This is a genomic window from Streptomyces sp. WM6378 (assembly GCF_001279695.1).
GTDB lineage: Bacteria > Actinomycetota > Actinomycetes > Streptomycetales > Streptomycetaceae > Streptomyces.
Window position 1 is genome coordinate 39,415 of record NZ_LGDD01000295.1, and the last position, 18,961, is coordinate 58,375.

At 70.9% G+C, this 18,961-nt stretch carries 13 protein-coding genes; 9 read left to right on the plus strand and 4 right to left on the minus strand.

Annotated features, from left to right (window positions below):
• The first annotated feature begins 72 nt into the window (after positions 1-72).
• On the plus strand, positions 73-1,491 hold the full coding sequence (locus ADK54_RS24805) for a sugar porter family MFS transporter (protein WP_053727917.1): 1,419 nt from the start codon (positions 73-75) through the stop codon (positions 1,489-1,491).
• A gap of 65 nt (positions 1,492-1,556) precedes the next feature.
• Here ADK54_RS24805 and ADK54_RS24810 read toward each other — a convergent pair whose 3' ends face one another.
• Both ADK54_RS24810 and ADK54_RS24815 read right to left on the minus strand, forming a co-directional pair.
• Positions 1,557-2,579, minus strand: coding sequence for an LLM class flavin-dependent oxidoreductase (locus ADK54_RS24810; protein WP_053727918.1), 1,023 nt, complete (start codon positions 2,577-2,579; stop codon positions 1,557-1,559).
• A gap of 70 nt (positions 2,580-2,649) precedes the next feature.
• Complete coding sequence (locus tag ADK54_RS24815) at positions 2,650-4,122, minus strand: cytosine permease (protein WP_053727919.1); 1,473 nt, start codon at positions 4,120-4,122, stop codon at positions 2,650-2,652.
• Between the two features lie 192 nt (positions 4,123-4,314).
• Between ADK54_RS24815 and ftsY the strand changes: the two genes are divergently transcribed.
• Positions 4,315-5,523 carry a signal recognition particle-docking protein FtsY gene (gene ftsY, locus ADK54_RS24820; protein WP_053727920.1) on the plus strand — a complete coding sequence of 403 codons (1,209 nt, stop codon included), beginning with the start codon at positions 4,315-4,317 and terminating at the stop codon, positions 5,521-5,523.
• A 71-nt stretch (positions 5,524-5,594) separates the two neighbouring features.
• On the opposite strand, the gene ADK54_RS24825 is transcribed toward ftsY, so the two are convergent.
• A complete protein-coding gene (locus ADK54_RS24825) occupies positions 5,595-6,260 on the minus strand; it encodes a bifunctional DNA primase/polymerase (RefSeq protein WP_053727921.1) in 666 nt (221 codons plus the stop codon).
• 452 nt (positions 6,261-6,712) lie between these two features.
• Here ADK54_RS24825 and ADK54_RS24830 point away from each other — a divergent pair, with 452 nt between their 5' ends.
• The 6 genes from ADK54_RS24830 (at position 6,713) to ftsH (ending at position 16,432) form a co-directional block, all read left to right on the plus strand.
• The gene (locus ADK54_RS24830) at positions 6,713-8,188 is read left to right on the plus strand and encodes a hypothetical protein (RefSeq protein WP_053727922.1); all 1,476 of its coding nucleotides are present in this window, start codon (positions 6,713-6,715) and stop codon (positions 8,186-8,188) included.
• 353 nt (positions 8,189-8,541) lie between these two features.
• On the plus strand, positions 8,542-9,882 hold the full coding sequence (locus tag ADK54_RS24835; protein WP_053727923.1) for an ammonium transporter: 1,341 nt from the start codon (positions 8,542-8,544) through the stop codon (positions 9,880-9,882).
• The gene (locus ADK54_RS24840) at positions 9,879-10,217 is read left to right on the plus strand and encodes a P-II family nitrogen regulator (RefSeq protein WP_053727924.1); all 339 of its coding nucleotides are present in this window, start codon (positions 9,879-9,881) and stop codon (positions 10,215-10,217) included. Before ADK54_RS24835 ends, ADK54_RS24840 begins: the two co-directional genes overlap by 4 nt.
• A gap of 21 nt (positions 10,218-10,238) precedes the next feature.
• Positions 10,239-12,698 carry a [protein-PII] uridylyltransferase gene (locus ADK54_RS24845; RefSeq protein ID WP_053727925.1) on the plus strand — a complete coding sequence of 820 codons (2,460 nt, stop codon included), beginning with the start codon at positions 10,239-10,241 and terminating at the stop codon, positions 12,696-12,698.
• 114 nt (positions 12,699-12,812) lie between these two features.
• Complete coding sequence (gene ffh / locus ADK54_RS24850) at positions 12,813-14,354, plus strand: signal recognition particle protein (protein WP_053727926.1); 1,542 nt, start codon at positions 12,813-12,815, stop codon at positions 14,352-14,354.
• 230 nt (positions 14,355-14,584) lie between these two features.
• Entirely contained in the window at positions 14,585-16,432 is a 1,848-nt protein-coding gene (gene ftsH / locus ADK54_RS24855; RefSeq protein ID WP_420717366.1) for an ATP-dependent zinc metalloprotease FtsH, read from the plus strand.
• Positions 16,433-16,473: 41 nt separating this feature from the next.
• Here ftsH and ADK54_RS24860 read toward each other — a convergent pair whose 3' ends face one another.
• Positions 16,474-17,337, minus strand: a complete 864-nt coding sequence (locus tag ADK54_RS24860; protein ID WP_078966593.1) for an SAM-dependent methyltransferase — start codon at positions 17,335-17,337, stop codon at positions 16,474-16,476.
• A gap of 197 nt (positions 17,338-17,534) precedes the next feature.
• Between ADK54_RS24860 and proS the strand changes: the two genes are divergently transcribed.
• Positions 17,535-18,947 (plus strand): proline--tRNA ligase, encoded by a 1,413-nt coding sequence (gene proS / locus ADK54_RS24865; RefSeq protein ID WP_053727929.1) that lies wholly within the window; start codon positions 17,535-17,537, stop codon positions 18,945-18,947.
• Positions 18,948-18,961: the final 14 nt, after the last annotated feature.

An 18,961-nucleotide genomic window follows, 5' to 3' on the forward strand; every position in this document is an offset into this window, starting at 1 on the left:
GGGAAGTTGTGCGCCACTTGGAGGAGTCCCCCCACGCCCGGCGACGCTGCCAGGCGGCCCCAGGAGTACAACGTGACCAGTACCGCGCAGGCGCAGGCGTCCGGAGGCGGCCAGACCGCGCCGGACCACCTCGGCCATGTCATCTTCATCACGGCGGCGGCCGCGATGGGCGGCTTCCTCTTCGGCTACGACAGTTCCGTGATCAACGGCGCCGTAGAGGCGATCCGTGAGCGGTACTCCATCGGGTCCGGGACGCTCGCCCAGGTGATCGCCATCGCCCTGATCGGCTGCGCGATCGGCGCCGCCACCGCGGGCCGGATCGCCGACCGCATCGGCCGCATCCGCTGCATGCAGATCGCGGCGACCCTGTTCACCATCAGCGCCATCGGCTCCGCGCTGCCGTTCGCGCTGTGGGACCTCGCGTTCTGGCGGATCATCGGCGGCTTCGCCATCGGCATGGCCTCGGTCATCGGCCCGGCCTACATCGCCGAGGTCGCCCCGCCCGCCTACCGCGGCCGGCTCGGCTCCTTCCAGCAGGCCGCGATCGTCATCGGCATCGCGATCTCGCAACTCGTCAACTGGGGCATCCTCAACGCCGCAGGCGGCGAGCAGCGCGGCAAGATCATCGGCCTTGAGGCCTGGCAGGTCATGCTCGGCGTGATGGTGATCCCGGCCATCCTGTACGGATTGCTCTCCTTCGCCATCCCCGAGTCGCCGCGCTTCCTCATCTCGGTCGGCCGCGACGCCGACGCCAAGAAGGTGCTCGCCGACGTCGAGGGCAAGAACGTCGACCTCGACGCCCGCGTCGCCGAGATCGAGCACGCCATGAAGTCCGAGCACAAGTCGACCTTCAAGGACCTGCTCGGCTCCAAGTGGGGCTTCCTGCCCATCGTCTGGGTCGGCATCGGCCTCTCGGTCTTCCAGCAGCTCGTCGGCATCAACGTCGCGTTCTACTACTCCTCGACGCTGTGGCAGTCGGTCGGCATCGACCCGTCGAGCTCGTTCTTCTACTCGTTCACCACGTCGATCATCAACATCATCGGCACCGTGATCGCGATGGTCCTGGTCGACCGGGTCGGCCGCAAGCCGCTCGCGCTCGTCGGCTCCATCGGCATGGCGGTCGCGCTCGCCGTCGAGGCCTGGGCCTTCTCGGCCGACCTCGTCGACGGCAAGCTCCCCAACACCGAGGGCGTCGTGGCGCTGATCGCCGCCCACGTCTTCGTGCTCTTCTTCGCCCTGTCCTGGGGCGTCGTGGTGTGGGTCTTCCTCGGCGAGATGTTCCCGAACCGGATCCGCGCCGCGGCCCTCGGCGTCGCCGCGGCCGCCCAGTGGATCGCCAACTGGGCCATCACGGCGAGCTTCCCGAGCCTGTCGGACTGGAACCTGTCGGGCACCTACATCATCTACTCGGTCTTCGCCGTGCTCTCGATCCCCTTCGTGCTCAAGTACGTCAAGGAGACCAAGGGCAAGGCGTTGGAGGAGATGGGCTAATCCCCGCTGCCCCTCTCCTCTCACCGAACCGCCCCGGCTCGCCATCGAGCCGGGGCGGTTCGCTGTCAGAGCGCGGGCAGCACCCGCTCGCAGAACAGGTGCAGGCTTCGCCACCCCTCGTCCACCGGCATTCCACCGCACAGCGGGTGCAGGACCAGGCTGTCGCCGCCAAGGGCCGCGCACTCCTGCGGGGTCACGACGCGGTAGACGCCCTCCGCGCGCAGTTCCGCCACCGTCGTGGCCGCGGACTTCACCGCCGAGCGGATGTCCTTGGACTGCCAGGACGCGTACATCCGTGCCTCGTGCAGGAAGTGTTCGCCGTACTCGGCCCACGTGCGGTCCGGGTCCTCGCTGACGTGCAGCAGCGGCGTCCGCGCCGCGGGCATCATGCAGAAGCCCTCGGTGCCGTACTCGGCGAGCTTCTCGTTGTAGTGCGCCTCAAGTTCGGGCAGGTGCGCGCTCGGGAAGAACGGCAGGCCGAGCCGGGCCGCGCGGTTGGCGGCCGCCCGTGAGGAGCCGCCGACGAGGAGCATCGGGTGCGGCTCGGTGAACGGGCGCGGGGTGACCCGTACTCGACGACCCCGGAACGTGAACTCCTCGCCCGTCCAGGCCTTCAGGAGCGTTTCGAGCAACTCGTCCTGGAGCCTGCCGCGCCGGCCCCACTCGACGCCCTGCTGCTCGTACTCGGCGGGCCGGTAGCCGATCCCCGAGACCGTCACAAGACGGCCGCCGCTCACCAGGTCGAGCACCGCGATGTCCTCGGCAAGGCGCAGCGGGTCGTACAGCGGGCCGATGATCGCCGAGACCGTCACCGCGATACGCCCGCCCGTCGCCCGACCGCCACCCCTCACGGAGGCGCTGCGCGCCGCTGAATTTCCTTGTGTGGCGCCGAAGACCGCCCCGGCGAAGGCGAAGGGAGAGGGCAGCCAGTTGTTGTCCGTGCCGTGGTGCTCCTCGGTCTGGACGGTGTCGATGCCCCGGTCGTCGGCGTACGCCGCCATCTCCAGGGCCGCCCGGTAGCGCGCGGAGAGCGACTGCGCGGTGGCGTCCGGGTCCACCAGATTCATGCGTACGACCGTGAACGGCATGGAAAAGTCCCCCTCCACCGGGTGGGTTCCGAAGAACCCCGGGCGAAGGGGGACGGTAGCTGACGATGCGTCAGACAGCCAGAGTCTCGGGGGACTTGGCTTCCTCGGAGGCCTCCGCCGCCTCGGCCGGCTCCGCGGCCACCACGGGCGGCTTGGGCAGCGCGACGTACAGCAGGCCGGAGATCACGATGGTGGCGACCCAGCCCAGGCCGTACTCGCCGACCGGGTTGTTCCCGGACAGCGGGCCGGTGAACCAGTCGGACTTGGTGAACATGAGGCCGCCGACCAGGCCGACCGCCCAGGCGATGACGGCGGCGGGGGAGAAGCCGCCCTTGTACCAGTAGGCGCTGGTGCGGGTCGTGTCGAGCAGCGCCTTCGCGTCGTACTCCGTGCGGCGCAGCATGTCCGCGCCGAACACGCCGACCCAGGCCGAGAACGCGACGGCGAGCAGCGAGAGGAAGGCGATGAACGAGCCCATGAAGCTGGTGGCGACCAGCATCAGGATGCCGCCGAAGACCAGCGAGATCACCGCGTTGACGGAGACCGCCCAGTGCCGCGGGATCTTGAAGCCGAGGGTCTGCGCGGTGAAGCCCGCCGAGTACATCGACATCGAGTTGATCAGCAGCATGCCGACGAGCGCGATCAGCAGGTACGGCACTGCGATCCACATCGGCAGGATCTCGCCGAGGAAGGACACCGGGTCGGCGGCCGAGGCGAGGTCCGGGGTGGAGACGGCCATGACCGCGCCCATCAGGACCATCGGCAGCACCACGATGCCGGCGCCGCCGATCGAGTTGCCGACGATCGCCTTGGAGGAGGCGGTGCGCGGCAGGTAGCGGGCGAAGTCGGGGGCGGACGGGATCCAGCTCACGCCGCCCGCGGCGATCATGCCGATGCCCGCGACCATCAGCGACGTCTTGCCGGCCGGCTGGTGGAAGACCGCGGACCAGTGGGTGTTCAGGACGAGGTAGACGAGCACCAGGACCGAGAAGGCGCCGAACAGGAACGTCGCGTACTTGTTGCACTTCTGCACGACGTGGATGCCGAGGCCGGAGATCGCGAACGTGATGACCACGAAGACGGCGAGCGTCACGATGATCAGGAACGTGTTGCTCTTGATCCCGAAGAGGATGTCGAGCACGGTGAGCACCGCATAGGCGCCGGTCACCGCGTTGATGGTCTCCCAGCCCCAGCGCGCCACCCAGATCAGTGAACCGGGCAGCAGATTGCCGCGCTGGCCGAACACCGCGCGCGAGAGCGCCATGCCGGGGGCGCCGCCGCGCTTGCCCGCGATCCCGATGAGCCCGACCAGGCCGTACGAGAGGATGGGTGCGGCCACGGCGACCACGATCGCCTGCCAGAAGTTGAGCTTGTACGCGACGACGAGGCTGGCGCCCATCGTGAGCAGCAGCACGCTGATGTTCGCGGCGACCCAGGTGGGGAAGAGCTCGCGGGTTCTCGCGGTGCGCTCCTCGTCCGGCACGGGCTCAAGGCCGCGTGTTTCCAGGGCGCTCTGCGGTTCGTCGGTGGTGCCAGTGTTCATGGGGGTGGAGTTCCATGCCTCTCGCTCGGCTCGACGCTGAGCCGGTGGGGGTAGTCGAAGGGGACTCTACGCGCGTTGATGCGCCCACTTCTATCGTACTTTAATCTGACACCCGTCCCATAATTCCCTTCCGTTCTCGGATGAAGCCACAAACTGGGTCCTCGTGGGCCCGTACCCGATACTGGGAGAGTTATGGAATTCGTCATCCTTGCTGTAGTCATCGCCCTGGTCGCGGTCGGCGCGATCAGCGGGCTCGTGGTCAGCAGCCGCAAGAAGAAGCAGCTGCCGCCCACCGCACCGCCGAGCACGCCGACCATCACAGCCCCGCCCGCCGAACCTCAGGTCGGTGAGGACGCCGCGGAGACGGCGCAGGAACCGCGCCGCACCATCGAGGAGGTCGGCCTTCCCCAGGCGCCCGCCGCGCCGGTCGCCGTCGAGGAGCCGGTGGCCCCCGAGGCTCCGGCCATCGAGGTCCCCGAGCCGACAGCGGGCCGCCTCGTCCGGCTGCGGGCCCGCCTCGCCCGCTCGCAGAACTCGCTCGGCAAGGGGCTGCTCACCCTGCTCTCCCGCGAGCACCTCGACGAGGACACCTGGGAGGAGATCGAGGACACCCTGCTGACCGCCGACGTCGGCGTCGCGCCCACCCAGGAGCTGGTCGACCGGCTCCGCGAGCGCGTCAAGGTGCTCGGCACCCGCACCCCCGAGGACCTGCGCACCCTGCTGCGCGAGGAACTCCTCACCCTGCTCGGCACCGACTTCGACCGCGAGGTCAAGACCGAGGGCGGCGAGACCGTCCCCGGCGTCGTGATGGTCGTCGGCGTCAACGGCACCGGCAAGACCACCACCACCGGCAAGCTCGCCCGCGTCCTGGTCGCGGACGGCAAGTCCGTCGTCCTCGGCGCGGCCGACACCTTCCGCGCCGCCGCCGCCGACCAGTTGCAGACCTGGGGCCAGCGCGTCGGCGCCCGCACCGTGCGCGGCCCCGAAGGCGGCGACCCCGCCTCGATCGCCTTCGACGCCGTCAAGGAAGGCATCGCCGAGGGCGCCGACGTCGTACTGATCGACACGGCCGGCCGCCTGCACACCAAGACCGGGCTCATGGACGAGCTCGGCAAGGTCAAGCGCGTCGTCGAGAAGCACGGCCCGCTGGACGAGATCCTGCTCGTCCTCGACGCCACGACCGGCCAGAACGGCCTGGTCCAGGCCCGGGTGTTCGCCGAGGTCGTCGACATCACCGGCATCGTCCTGACCAAGCTCGACGGCACTGCCAAGGGCGGCATCGTCATCGCCGTCCAGCGCGAACTGGGCGTCCCCGTCAAGCTCGTCGGCCTCGGCGAGGGCGCGGACGACCTGGCCCCGTTCGAGCCGGAGGCGTTCGTGGACGCCCTCATCGGCGACTAGCCCCACCGGTTGCGCACGGGCGCCCCGCCGCATCGAAAGGATGTGGCGGGGCGTTCGCGCATTCGGGGCGCTTACGCTGCCGAGCGGTGGCAGATGTACGCGAGCGTGCCGAGGAGCAGCCGGGCCTCGGGCGGGCTGGTCGCCGTGTCCAGGGACGGCGGGCGCAGCCAGCGCACCTCGCCCGACGGCGGCGCCGGTACGTGGCTGCCGCGCGGCGGGCAGCGCAGGTCCAGGACGGCGTCGTCCCAGCCCATCCGGTAGAGCAGCCGCGGGAGTTCGGCCGAGGCGCCCGGGGCGACGTAGAAGTGCGTGCGGCCGGTCGGCGTCGTCGAGACCGGGCCCAGCGGAAGACCCATCCGCTCCAGCCGCACCAGGGCCCGCCGCCCGGCCGGGGCCGCCACGTCCAGGACGTCGAAGGCCCGCCCGACCGGCAGCAGCACCGCCGCGCCCGGGCACTGCGACCACGCCTTGGTCACCTCGTCGAGCGTGGCGCCCGCCGGGACCTCGGGCGCGAACGCGAGCGGGTGCGCGCCCGGTGCCGTGCACGACGAACTGCCGCAGGAGCACTCGCCGTTCAGGGCGCGGGCGCCCGGCGTGACGTCCCAGCCCCACAGGCCGGTGTACTCGGCGACCGCCGTGACCTCGCTCGTACGAGTGATGCGCGCGGAGCGGCCGCGGCGCCAAGAGCCGGGCCGGGTCTCCTTGATGCCCCGGCTGCCGCCGATCGTGAAGCCCATGCCCCCTCCAACGGGTCTGCCGCGTCGGTGGTTACGACGCCAGTGACATAGTTGTGACGATCCGGAGTTTTCCCGTCACGTTCCGTCTCCGCCAGGTCGGACACGGTCGTGAAAGGGGTGGTGCGAAACGCGCCGTGCGCCCCGGCTCGCTCCGCTCCATCCGATGCTGATCGTCATGTGTCAAGTGAATCGCGCCTGACGGCAGGGGAGTTCATTCGAAGGGGTGGCGAATGGTGGCGTTTCTGGAATCGCCATGGCCGGACGCGTGATCGTAGGATTACCGTCGGTACACGGACCTTGGGGGTATGCGCACCCGCGGGTATGCCGGAGGCAAGCCGGTTTCCTGTCCGAGCGGGTGCAACCGTAGGACAGGAGGCCCAACTAGCGGCATTCTGATAGGGGTTCGCGCAATCGATGCACGACCGAGGCTTCAGCGGATTGGGGGCGTTCCAGTGGGCGGCAGTGGGGCTAGCGGTACGAGCGCCGGCAAGCGCCCCAACGAGCAGCTGAGTTCGTGGTTCGTCCGCAGCGGCTGGTCGAAGGGCGAACTTGCGCGCCAAGTGAACCGCCGGGCGCGCCAGATGGGCGCGCACCACATCAGCACCGACACCTCCCGGGTGCGGCGCTGGCTCGACGGCGAAATGCCTCGCGAGCCCATTCCCCGCATCCTCTCGGAGCTGTTCTCCGAGCGCTTCGGCAGCGTCGTCGCCATCGAGGACCTGGGCCTGCGCCAGGCCCACCAGTCGCCGTCGGTGTCCGGCGTCGACCTGCCCTGGGCCGGGCCCCAAACGGTGTCGCTGCTCAGCGAGTTCTCCCGCAGCGACCTCATGCTGGCCCGGCGCGGCTTCCTCGGCACGTCGCTGATGCTGGCCGCGGGCCCCTCCCTGATCGAGCCCATGCAGCGCTGGCTCGTGCCCTCGCTCCCCGGCGAGTCCGGCCCCAAGGAGACCGCCGCCAGCGCCCGGCGCCCCTCCCGGCTTTCGAAGCCCGAGCTGGAACTGCTCGAATCCACCACCGCGATGTTCCGCCAGTGGGACGCCCAGTGCGGCGGCGGGCTGCGCCGCAAGGCCGTGGTCGGCCAGCTCCACGAGGTCACCGACCTGCTCCAGGAACCCCAGCCCGCGGCCACCTCCAAACGCCTCTTCCAGTGCGCGGCCGAACTCGCGGAGCTGGCCGGCTGGATGAGCTACGACGTCGGGCTCCAGCCCACCGCCCAGAAGTACTTCGTGCTCGCGCTGCACGCCTCCAAGGAGGCGGGCGACAAGCCGCTCGGCTCGTACATCCTGTCCTCGATGAGCCGCCAGATGATCCACCTCGGCCGGCCCGACGACGCCCTGGAGCTCATCCACCTCGCCCAGTACGGCAGCCGCGACTGCGCCACCGCCCGCACCCAGGCCATGCTGTATGCGATGGAAGCCCGCGCGTACGCCAACATGGGCCAGCCCAGCAAGACCAAGCGGGCCGTGCGGATGGCCGAGGATACCTTCGGCGACGCCGGGCTCGACGGTGAGCCGGAGCCCGACTGGATCCGCTTCTTCTCCGAGGCGGAGCTCAACGGGGAGAACGCCCACTCCTACCGCGACCTCGCCTACGTGGCCGGCCGCAGCCCCACCTACGCCTCGCTCGCCGAGCCCGTGATGGAGCAGGCCGTGGCCCTGTTCGGCAAGGACGAGGAGCACCAGCGCAGCTACGCCCTGAACCTGATCGGCATGGCCACCGTGCACCTGCTCAAGCGGGAGCCCGAGCAGTCGACCGTCCTGGCCGAGCAGGCCCTGCGGGTCGCCAAGCGGGTCCGCTCCGAGCGGGTCAACACCCGGCTGCGCAAGACCGTCGACACCGCCGCACGCGACTTCTCGGACGTCGCCGAGGTGGTCCAGATGACGGACCTGCTCAGCAGGGAACTGCCCGAGACGGCCGAAGCCGTCTGAGCCCGCTCAGCCGAAGGGCACCCGGCCCGGCCGTACGGCGACGGCATACAAGACCCCGGCCGCGACACTCGCCCCGTTCAGCCCGACTCGGCTCCCCCACGCCAGGTCAAGCGGGTGACGTCGCGGCCGGTCCGCCGTACGCGGACGTACGCGGATGGTAGTCGCCGGCCCCCTTCTGATCCGGCAGTTCACTGGCGTGTAACACGCCCGCCCCCTTCGTCACTGCGGTGAAACATCGAGCGGCACCGCCGGAAACGGCGCTGGGACAACCTCATGGCGCATAACCGGCCTCCAGCCAGTTCCCGCCCGAGTAACGCCCCCGCACGGGCCGTACCGACGACGAGGAGACGCCGATGCCTCCAGGCATCACGCTCGCAGCTGACGCTCCGCAGCTGTCCAGCGCCAACACCGGATTCATGCTGATCTGCTCAGCGCTGGTGATGATCATGACGCCCGGCCTCGCCTTCTTCTACGGAGGCATGGTCCGCGTCAAGAGCACCCTCAACATGCTGATGATGAGCTTCATCAGCCTCGGCATCGTCACGATCCTGTGGGTGCTCTACGGATTCAGCCTGACCTTCGGCGAGAGCAACGGCTTCATCGGCTGGTCCAAGGCCTACTTCGGGCTCAGCGGCATCGGCCTGGTCCAGCTCTGGCCCGGATACTCCATCCCGATCTACGTCTTCGCCGTCTTCCAGCTGATGTTCGCGGTCATCACGCCCGCGCTCATAAGCGGCGCACTCGCCGACCGTGTCAAGTTCACCGCCTGGTCGCTGTTCACCGCTCTGTGGGTCACCGTCGTCTACTTCCCCGTCGCGCACTGGGTGTGGGCCTCGGACGGCTGGCTCTTCAAGAAGGGCGTCATCGACTTCGCCGGCGGCACGGCGGTGCACATCAACGCGGGTGCGGCCGCCCTCGGCGTGATCCTGGTCATCGGCAAGCGCGTCGGCTTCAAGAAGGACCCGATGCGGCCGCACAGCCTGCCGCTCGTCATGCTCGGCGCGGCCCTGCTGTGGTTCGGCTGGTTCGGCTTCAACGCGGGCTCCTGGCTCGGCAACGACGACGGCGTGGGCGCCGTGATGTTCGTCAACACCCAGGTCGCCACGGCCGCCGCCATGCTCGCCTGGCTGCTGTACGAGAAGCTCCGCCACGGCTCCTTCACCACGCTCGGCGCCGCCTCCGGCGCGGTCGCGGGCCTCGTCGCCATCACCCCGTCCGGCGGCTGCGTCAGCCCCCTCGGCGCGATCGCGATCGGCGCCATCGCGGGCGTCCTGTGCGCCATGGCCGTCGGCCTCAAGTACCGCTTCGGATTCGACGACTCGCTCGACGTCGTCGGCGTCCACATGGTCGGCGGCATCACCGGCTCGCTGCTCGTCGGCCTCTTCGCCACCGGCGGCGTACAGTCCACCGCCAAGGGCCTCTTCTACGGAGGCGGCCTGGACCAGCTCGGCAAGCAGGCCATCGGCGTCGGCGCGGTTCTCGGCTACTCGCTGGTGGTCTCGGCGGTCCTCGCCCTCCTGCTCGACAAGACGATCGGGATGCGGGTCCCCGAGGACGACGAGATCTCCGGCATCGACCAGGTCGAGCACGCCGAGACGGCGTACGACTTCAGCGGCGCGGGCGGCGGCACTGCCCCCCGCAAGACCGTGTCGGTCCCGGGCGACGTGGCAGCGAACAAGAAGGTGGACGCATGAAGCTCATCACCGCGGTCGTCAAGCCGCACCGGCTCGACGAGATCAAGCAGGCCCTCCAGGCCTTCGGCGTCCACGGCCTGACCGTCACCGAGGCCAGCGGATACGGGCGCCAGCGCGGCCACACCGAGGTCTACCGCGGCGCCGAGTACACCGTCGACCTCGTACCCAAGATCCGCATAGAGGTCCTGGTCGAGGACGACGACGCCGAAGAACTGATCGACGTCGTGGTCAAGGCGGCCCGCACCGGAAAGATCGGCGACGGCAAGGTGTGGAGCGTGCCGGTCGAGACCGCGGTCAGGGTACGCACCGGCGAACGCGGACCTGACGCACTGTAGGCACAGGCAAGGAGCTGCTGGGTGACGAGCGTTGAAGTGAGTACCGAATCCCGTGACGACGACTCGGAGCCCGGCGGTTACGCGGCGGCCCGGCTGCGCCTTCTCACCGAGAAGGGGCGGTCCGGGCCGCCGCGCCGTGCGGCGCTCGCCGAGCTGACCGACGACTGGCTGGCGACACTGTTCGCCGGCGCCGCCGAGGAGACCGGGGTGGCGGGCGCGTCCCTGGTCGCGGTCGGCGGCTACGGGCGCGGCGAACTCTCCCCGCGCAGCGACCTGGACCTGCTGCTCCTGCACGACGGCCGGGCCGACGCCGGGGCCCTGGCCCTGCTCGCCGACCGGATCTGGTACCCGGTGTGGGACCTGGGCCTCGCCCTCGACCACTCCGTACGCACCCCCGCCCAGGCCCGCAGAACAGCGGGCGAGCACCTCAAGGTGCAGCTCGGCCTCCTGGACGCCCGCCATCTCGCGGGCGACCTCGCCATGACGTCCGCGCTGCGCACCGCCGTCCTCGCCGACTGGCGCAACCTCGCCCCCAAGCGGCTGCCCGAACTCGACGAGCTGTGCCGCGAACGGGCCCAGCGCCAGGGCGAGTTGCAGTACCTCCTCGAAGGCGACCTCAAGGAGGCCAGGGGCGGCCTGCGGGACGCCACCGCCCTGCGCGCGGTCGCCGCGTCCTGGCTCGCGGACGCCCCGAGGGAAGGCCTCGCCGAGGCCAGGCGCCGCCTCCTGGACGTGCGCGACGCGCTGCACCTGTGCACGGGCCGCGCCACCGACCGCCTCGCCCTCCAGGAACAGGACGCCGTGGCGGCCGAACTGGAGCTTCTGGACGCCGATGTGATGCTCCGTCAGGTATCGGAGTCGGCCCGCGTCATCTCCTACGCCGGCGACGTCACCTGGCGCGAGGTCGGCCGGGTGCTGCGGGCCCGCTCCGCCCGGCCGCGGCTGAGCCGGCTGTTCGGCGGCGGCCGCACCGGCGCCCCCGAGCGGACCCCGCTCGCCGAAGGAGTCGTAGAACAGGACGGCGAGGTCGTGCTCGCGCTGACCGCCCGCCCCGAGAAGGACCCGGTCCTGGCGCTGCGCGCCGCCGCCGCGGCCGCCCAGGCGGGCCTGCCCATCTCCCTGCACGCGGTGCGCCGCCTGGCGGCCACCGCCCCGCCGCTGCCCACGCCCTGGCCCGCCGAGGCCCGCGACCAGCTCGTCACGCTGCTCGGCGCGGGAGAGTCCACCGTCGCCGTGTGGGAGGCCCTCGAAGCGGAAGGCCTCATTGCGCGGCTGCTGCCCGACTGGGAGCGCGTGCGCTGCCGGCCCCAGCGCAACGCCGTGCACACCTGGACGGTCGACCGCCACCTCGTCGAGACCGCCGTCCGGGCCTCGCACCTCACCCGCCGGGTGCACCGCCCCGACCTGCTCCTGGTCGCGGCCCTCCTGCACGACATCGGCAAGGGCTGGCCCGGCGACCACTCGGTGGTCGGCGAGACCATCGCCCGCGACGTCGCCGCGCGGATCGGCTTCGGCGCCGCCGACGGGGCCGTCATCGCCACCCTCGTACGCCATCACCTCCTCCTCATCGAGACCGCGACCCGGCGCGACCTGGACGACCCGGCGACCGTCCGCTCGATCGCCCAGGCGGTCGGCTCGACCGGAACGCTGGAGCTGCTGCACGCCCTCACCGAGGCGGACGCGCTGGCCACCGGGCCCGCCGCCTGGTCCTCCTGGCGCGGCTCGCTCGTCACCGACCTGGTCAAGCGGGCCTCGGCGGTACTCGCCGGAAAGCCCGTCGACCCCGAACCCGCCGCGATCACCGCCGAACAGGAACGCCTCGCCGTCGAAGCCCACCGCATCGGCGGGCCCGTCCTCGCCCTGCGGGCCCGGGCGGACGTATCGGACGAGCAGGAACCCCTCGGCGTGGAGCTCCTCGTCGCCGTGCCCGACCAGCCGGCCGTGCTGCCCGTGACGGCCGGCGTCCTCGCCCTGCACCGCCTCACCGTGCGCGCCGCCGAACTGCGGGCGATCGAACTCCCCGACCCGGTCGGCGGCTCCGTACTGCTCCTGGACTGGCGGGTCGCCGCCGAGTACGGCTCGCTGCCGCAGGCGGCCCGGCTGCGGGCCGACCTGGTGCGGGCCCTTGAGGGCTCCCTCGACATCGAAGGCCGCCTCGCCGAACGCGAGGCCGCCTACCCGCGCCGCCGCGGCGCGCAGGCACCGCCGCCCCGGGTGAGGGTGGCCCCCTCGGCCTCGCGGCACGCCACCGTCATCGAGGTGCGCGCCCAGGACGCACCCGGTCTGCTGCACCGCATCGGCCACGCCCTGGAGACGGCGGGCGTACGCGTGCGCTCCGCGCACGTCTCGACGCTGGGGTCGAACGCAGTAGACGCCTTCTACGTGACGGACGTGGAGGGCGCGGCGCTGGCCCCGCAGGAGGCGGCCGAGGCGGCGAGCCGGCTGGAGTCGGCGCTGGGAGCCGCACCCGGCCCCGGGTGAGGGCCACCCCGCACAGGAAGGCCCGCCGCAGGCACCCCCGCGCACCCTCCATCCGCGGGATACCCTGGGGGACGTTCACCCGACCGCCCCACGAGCCGAGGACCCGCAACCACCGTGTTCGATACCCTTTCCGACCGCCTGAGTGCGACGTTCAAGAACCTCCGGGGCAAAGGCCGCTTGAGCGAGGCGGACATCGACGCCACGGCGCGCGAGATCCGCATCGCGCTCCTGGAAGCCGATGTCGCGCTGCCCGTGGTCCGCGCCTTCATCAAGCAGGTCAAGGAGCGCGCGTCCGGCATCGAGGTCTCCCAGGCCCTCAACCCCGCCCAGCAGGTCGTCAAGATCGTCAACGAGGAGCTCGTCGGCATCCTCGGCGGCGAGACCCGGCGCCTGCGGTTCGCCAAGACCGCGCCGACCGTGATCATGCTCGCGGGCCTCCAGGGTGCCGGTAAGACCACCCTCGCCGGAAAGCTCGGCAAGTGGCTCAAGGGACAGGGGCACTCCCCGCTCCTGGTGGCCTGTGACCTCCAGCGCCCCAACGCCGTCAACCAGCTGAGCGTGGTCGCCGAGCGCGCCGGCGTCGCGGTCTACGCGCCGGAGCCGGGCAACGGCGTCGGAGACCCGGTCAAGGTCGCCCAGGACTCCATCGAGTTCGCCCGGTCCAAGCAGTACGACGTGGTCGTCGTCGACACCGCCGGACGTCTCGGCATCGACCAGGAGCTGATGCAGCAGGCCGCGGACATCCGCGACGCCGTCAGCCCCGACGAGGTCCTCTTCGTCGTCGACGCGATGATCGGCCAGGACGCGGTCAACACCGCCGAGGCCTTCCGCGACGGCGTCGGCTTCGACGGCGTGGTCCTCTCCAAGCTCGACGGCGACGCCCGCGGTGGCGCGGCGCTCTCGATCGCCCACGTCACGGGCAAGCAGATCATGTTCGCCTCCAACGGCGAGAAGCTGGAGGACTTCGACGCCTTCCATCCGGACCGGATGGCGTCCCGCATCCTCGACATGGGTGACCTGCTCACCCTGATCGAGCAGGCGGAGAAGACGTTCAGCCAAGAAGAGGCCGAGAAGATGGCCTCCAAGCTGGCGTCGAGCAAGGGCAAGGACTTCACGCTCGACGACTTCCTGGCCCAGATGGAGCAGGTCCGCAAGATGGGCTCCATCTCCAAGCTGCTCGGCATGCTGCCCGGCATGGGGCAGATCAAGGACCAGATCAACAACATCGACGAGCGCGATGTGGACCGCACCGCGGCCATCATCAAGTCGATGACCCCCGGCGAGCGCCACGAGCCGACCATCATCAACGGCTCGCGCCGGGCCCGTATCGCCAAGGGCTCCGGCGTCGAGGTCAGCGCGGTCAAGAACCTGGTCGAGCGGTTCTTCGAAGCCCGCAAGATGATGTCCCGGATGGCCCAGGGCGGCGGAATGCCGGGCATGCCGGGGATGCCGGGCATGGGCGGCGGCCCCGGCCGGCAGAAGAAGCAGATCAAGCAGGCCAAGGGCAAGCGCAAGAGCGGCAACCCGATGAAGCGCAAGGCGGAGGAGGCCGCGGCCGCCGAGCGCAAGGCGCAGGGCGGCGCGCTCGGCCTGCCTGCCGCCGAGGAGCAGAAGAACTTCGAGCTGCCCGACGAGTTCAAGAAGTTCATGGGCTGACCGCCCGCAGTCGTACGCGTGGGGCGCTTCCCGGCCGGGCCGGGGGCGCCCCACTCGTCTGCGGGCGACCCTTCGGGACCGCCCGGAATGCCTTATTTATACGGGTCTCCAATAATGGCGCGTACCGGCCATGAGGAGAGCACGTGCCCACTTCCGTACCCCAGCGCGACCGCCCCGACCAGCCGTGGCGCTCGGAAGGAGCGCCACCGCCGCCCGCGCCGAAGAAGAAGATGCCCGGCGGCTGGGGCCGGCTCATCCTCACCGCGCTGATCGTGTACCTGATCACCAACCTGATCCTGTCGTTCTTCAACGACGGTGACGAGCCGACCGTCTCGTACACCGAATTCAGCAAGCAGGTCACGGCCGGCAACGTCTCGAAGATCTACGCCAAGGGCGACGCCATCCAGGGCCAGCTCAAGAACAAGGCGCCGGTCCCCTCCGGCGAGGGCAGCGGCGACTACACCAAATTCACCACCCAGCGGCCGACCTTCGCCGACGACGACCTGTGGACGCAGCTGACCAAGCAGAAGGTCACCGTCACCGCCGAGCCCGTCGTCGAGCACCGCAGCTTCCTCGCCAACCTGCTGATCTCGCTCGCCCCGATGCTGCTGCTCGTCGTCCTGTGGCTGTTCATCGCCCGCCGCATGAGCGCGGGCCTCGGCGGCGGCGCCGGCGGCATGCTCGGCCGCAAGACGCCGCCCAAACCGGTCGAGATGGGGCCCGACGGCAAGCGCACCACCTTCGAGGACGTGGCCGGCATCGACGAGGTCGAGGGCGAGCTCAACGACGTCGTCGACTTCCTCAAGAACCCGGACGCCTACCGCGCGATGGGCGCGAAGATGCCCGGCGGCGTCCTGCTCGCCGGGCCGCCCGGCACCGGCAAGACGCTGCTCGCGCGGGCGGTCGCGGGAGAGGCAGGCGTGCCGTTCTTCTCGGCGTCCGCCTCCGAGTTCATCGAGATGATCGTGGGCGTCGGCGCCTCGCGCGTACGCGAACTCTTCGCCGAGGCCCGCAAGGTGGCCCCCGCGATCGTCTTCATCGACGAGATCGACACCATCGGCCGGGCCCGCGGCGGCGGCTCCGGCATGGGCGGCCACGACGAGCGCGAACAGACCCTGAACCAGATCCTCACCGAGATGGACGGCTTCTCCGGCTCCGAGGGCGTCATCGTGCTCGCCGCCACCAACCGGTCCGACGTCCTGGACCCGGCGCTCACCCGCCCCGGCCGCTTCGACCGCATCGTCCACGTCAGCCCGCCCGACCGGGGCGGCCGCGAGGCCATCCTCAAGATCCACACCCGCGAGATCCCGCTGGACCCCGCCGTCGACCTGGAGCAGGTCGCCCGCACCACCCCAGGCATGACCGGCGCCGAACTCGCCAACCTCGCCAACGAGGCGGCCCTGCTCGCCGTCAAACGCCAGCAGCGCGAAGTCACCCAGTCCGACCTCTCCGACGCCCTGGAAAAGGTCCAGCTGGGCGCCGAGCGGCCCCTGGTGATGCCGTACGAGGAGCGCCGCCGCACCGCCTACCACGAGAGCGGGCACGCGCTGCTCGGCATGCTCCAGCCCGGCGCCGACCCGGTCCGCAAGGTCACCATCGTGCCGCGCGGCCGGGCCCTCGGCGTCACCCTGTCCACCCCGGACTCCGACAAGTACGCGTACACCGAGGAGTACCTGCGCGGCCGGATTATCGGGGCGCTCGGCGGCATGGCGGCCGAGCAGCTCGTCTTCGACGTGATCACCACCGGCGCCGAGAACGACCTCGAACAGGTCACCAACATCGTGCGCGGCATGGTCGGCCGCTGGGGCATGAGCGAGAAGATCGGCCCGCTGTCCGCGCTGCCGAGCGACGCACAGCAGGCCTACGGGCTCTCCGCGGCGCCCGGCACCCTGGACACCATCGCCGTCGAGATGCGCCGCATCGTGGACGAGTGCTACGACACGGCGGCCCGGCTCCTGCGCGAGAACCGCGACAAGCTGGACGCCCTCGCTCAGGCTCTGCTCGCCAACGAGACGCTGGAGGAGGAGGCCGCCTACCGCGCGGCCGGCATCCCCCGCCTGTCCAAGGCGGGGGCGTAGCCCCTCTCAACTGCCTTATAAGAGGCCGCGGTTACGGACTTCTACGGGATACGGGCGATCAGATAGCGGAAGACATTGGGCATCCACACCGTGCCGTCGCGCCGGACGTGCCCGTGCAGCGCCTCGATGAGCTCCTTCTCCACCTGGGCCTGGTCGGTGGCCCGGGCCGCCGCGTCGAAGGCGCCGGTCGACATCAGGCCCCGTACCGCACTGTCCAGATCCGCATAGCCGAACGGGCACGCCACCCGGCCCGAGCCGTCCGGCTTGAGCCCGGCGCGCGCGGCCACGTCCTCCAGGTCGTCGCGCGCGCTCGGCCGCCAGCGCGGGGCGTCGTCCAGGCCGGTGGCCAGCCGCGTCGCCACCCGCAGCACCGCAGAGGTCGCACACCGCTCCGGCGGCCCCCAGCCGGCCAGGACCACCGCGCTGCCGTGCTCCGCGAGCGCGACGGCCGCCTCCAGCGTCGACACCAGGCCCTCCGTATCGCCGGCCGCACAGCCGATGGGCTCGAAAGCGGTGATCAAGTCGTACGGCGGACGGCCCGGCTCCGCGGTGTCGGCGGGGGAGCCCGTCACCAGGCGGCTCGCACCCATCCCGGGACCGCCCGCCCGCCCGGACCCGGGCATCAGGCGCTCGCGCGCCAGCGCGAGCCGCGCCGCGCGCTCGGGGCGGTCGACGCCGGTCACCGACGCCCCGCGCGAGGCCGCCATCAGCAGCGCGAGCCCCGAGCCGCAGCCGAGCCCGAGCAGCCGGGTGGCCGGGCCCACGTCGAGCCGTTCGTACGCCGCCTCGACGAGGGGGACGAGCATCCGTTCCTGGATCTCCGCCCAGTCCCGCGCGCGCCCGGTCGTGCCCGCCGAAGGGGCGGAGGCCGTGCGGGACTGATGCCGGACGAGCGTTGGTGTCATGGAAAGCGCCCCAATCGCCGAGAGGTCAGCTGTGCCCTGATTGACAGCCCCCCGTGAATGTCCGTACGCACTTCCCCCGTATGCCAGGGAACTCCGCATCCCGCCCCGCGTCCAGAGGGCGGAGGCAGGAAACGAGGACCAGGTGCGGCCGGGAGACGATTCACGCTCCGCGACCCTTGCGCCGTACCATTCGCGCCATGGCAAAGGCACCCGTTCTCACGCCCCAGGCGGAAGACTTTCCCCGCTGGTACCAGGATCTGATCAACAAGGCCGAGCTCGCGGACAACGGCCCCGTGCGCGGCACCATGGTGATCCGACCGTACGGCTACGGCCTGTGGGAGCGGATGCAGCAGGAGATGGACGCACGCATCAAGGACGCGGGTGCCCAGAACGCCTACTTCCCGCTCTTCATCCCCCAGTCTTACCTGACTCGCGAGGCTGAGCACGTCGAGGGCTTCGCGCCCGAGCTCGCGGTGGTCACACACGGTGGCGGCAAGGAGCTCGAAGAGCCCGTCGTGGTGCGCCCCACCTCCGAGACGATCGTCAACGAGTACTTCTCGAAGTGGGTCCAGAGCTACCGCGACCTGCCGCTGCTCATCAACCAGTGGGCGAACGTGGTCCGTTGGGAGATGCGCCCGCGCGTCTTCCTCCGTACGAGCGAATTCCTGTGGCAGGAGGGGCACACCGCCCACGCCACCTACGAGGACGCCCGCGACTACGCCGCGCGCATCCACCGCGACGTCTACGCCGACTTCATGATCAACGTCCTCGGCATCGACGTGGTCCTCGGCCGCAAGACCGCCAAGGAGCGCTTCGCCGGAGCCATCAACACCCTTACCCTCGAAGGGATGATGGGTGACGGCAAGGCGCTGCAGATGGGCACCAGCCACGAGCTCGGCACCAACTTCGCCAAGGCCTTCAACACCCAGTACCTGTCAAGGGACGGCAAGCAGGAACTCGTCTGGCAGACCTCCTGGGGCGTCTCCACCCGCATGGTCGGCGGGCTGATCATGTCGCACGGCGACGACAACGGGCTTCGGGTGCCGCCGCGGCTCGCCGCCGTCCAGGTCGTCGTCATGGCGATCAAGGGCGACGAGGCCGTCACCAAGGTCCGCGAACTCGGCGACCGCCTCAAGGCCGCCGGCCTGCGCGTCCAGGTCGACGACCGCGTCGACACCCCGTTCGGCCGCCGCGCCGTGGACTGGGAGCTCAAGGGCGTCCCCGTACGCATCGAGATCGGCCCGCGCGACCTGGAGAACGGGACCGCGATGCTGGCCCGCCGCATCCCCGGCGGCAAGGAGCCCGTCTCGATCGACGCGCTCGCCGAGCTGCTGCCCACCGTCCTCGAAGAGGACCAGGCGCTGCTCCTGAAGCAGTCCCGCGAGCGCCGCGAGTCCCGTACGAGCGACGTTGCCACCCTCGACGAGGCGGCCGAGGCCGCGGTCGCCGGCGGCTGGGCGCGCATCCCGTGGGCTGACCTCGGCCCCGAGGGCGAGGCCAAGCTCGCCGAACAGGCCGTGTCCGTACGGTGTCTGGTCGCCGAGGACGGGTCGGTCCCCGAGGCCGACGACGCACCCGGTACGGTCGCGATCGTGGCCCGCGCCTACTGAGGGGAACCCGGCCC

Coding starts and splice junctions, on each gene's coding strand:
- ADK54_RS24810 (WP_053727918.1), bottom strand. CDS start 2,579: ATGCCGTTCACGGTCGTACGCATGAATCTGGTGGACCCGGACGCCACC.
- ADK54_RS24825 (WP_053727921.1), bottom strand. CDS start 6,260: ATGGGCTTCACGATCGGCGGCAGCCGGGGCATCAAGGAGACCCGGCCC.
- ftsY (WP_053727920.1), top strand. CDS start 4,315: ATGGAATTCGTCATCCTTGCTGTAGTCATCGCCCTGGTCGCGGTCGGC.
- ftsH (WP_420717366.1), top strand. CDS start 14,585: ATGCCCGGCGGCTGGGGCCGGCTCATCCTCACCGCGCTGATCGTGTAC.
- ADK54_RS24815 (WP_053727919.1), bottom strand. CDS start 4,122: ATGAACACTGGCACCACCGACGAACCGCAGAGCGCCCTGGAAACACGC.
- ADK54_RS24860 (WP_078966593.1), bottom strand. CDS start 17,337: ATGACACCAACGCTCGTCCGGCATCAGTCCCGCACGGCCTCCGCCCCT.
- ADK54_RS24840 (WP_053727924.1), top strand. CDS start 9,879: ATGAAGCTCATCACCGCGGTCGTCAAGCCGCACCGGCTCGACGAGATC.
- proS (WP_053727929.1), top strand. CDS start 17,535: ATGGCAAAGGCACCCGTTCTCACGCCCCAGGCGGAAGACTTTCCCCGC.
- ADK54_RS24835 (WP_053727923.1), top strand. CDS start 8,542: ATGCCTCCAGGCATCACGCTCGCAGCTGACGCTCCGCAGCTGTCCAGC.